Origin of the sequence: Providencia rustigianii DSM 4541 (genome assembly GCF_000156395.1) — a bacterium.
GTDB classification, from domain to species: Bacteria; Pseudomonadota; Gammaproteobacteria; order Enterobacterales; family Enterobacteriaceae; genus Providencia; species Providencia rustigianii.
On sequence record NZ_GG703817.1, the window covers coordinates 251,065 to 251,462 of the forward strand.

The following is a 398-nucleotide window of genomic DNA, read 5'->3' on the forward strand; positions in this document are numbered from 1 at the left end:
GCTTCTCGGCTAATTTAATGTCTGGCAGTTCCCTACTCTCACATGGGGAGACCCCACACTACCATCGGCGCTACGGCGTTTCACTTCTGAGTTCGGCATGGGGTCAGGTGGGACCACCGCGCTATTGCCGCCAGACAAATTCTGTTTATTCCCGTTTAAGTCTTTTATCCTTAAACCAGAACATCAATCCTGAACAAGCTGCTGTGTCCTTCACCTTTCGGCTTCTCACTCGCTATTGAAAATCAACTTTATCTCTCTAAAACACCTTCGGTGTTGTCAGGTTAAGCCTCACGGTTCATTAGTATTGGTTAGCTCAACGTATCGCTACGCTTACACACCCAACCTATCAACGTCTTAGTCTTAAACGTTCCTTTAGGACCCTTAAAGAGTCAGGGAAG

General features: G+C 47.0%; 1 rRNA gene. It reads right to left on the bottom strand.

What is annotated here, in order from left to right:
• Positions 1 to 19: 19 nt before the first annotated feature.
• Positions 20 to 135, bottom strand: a 5S ribosomal RNA gene (gene rrf, locus PROVRUST_RS01235).
• Positions 136 to 398 lie beyond the last annotated feature (263 nt).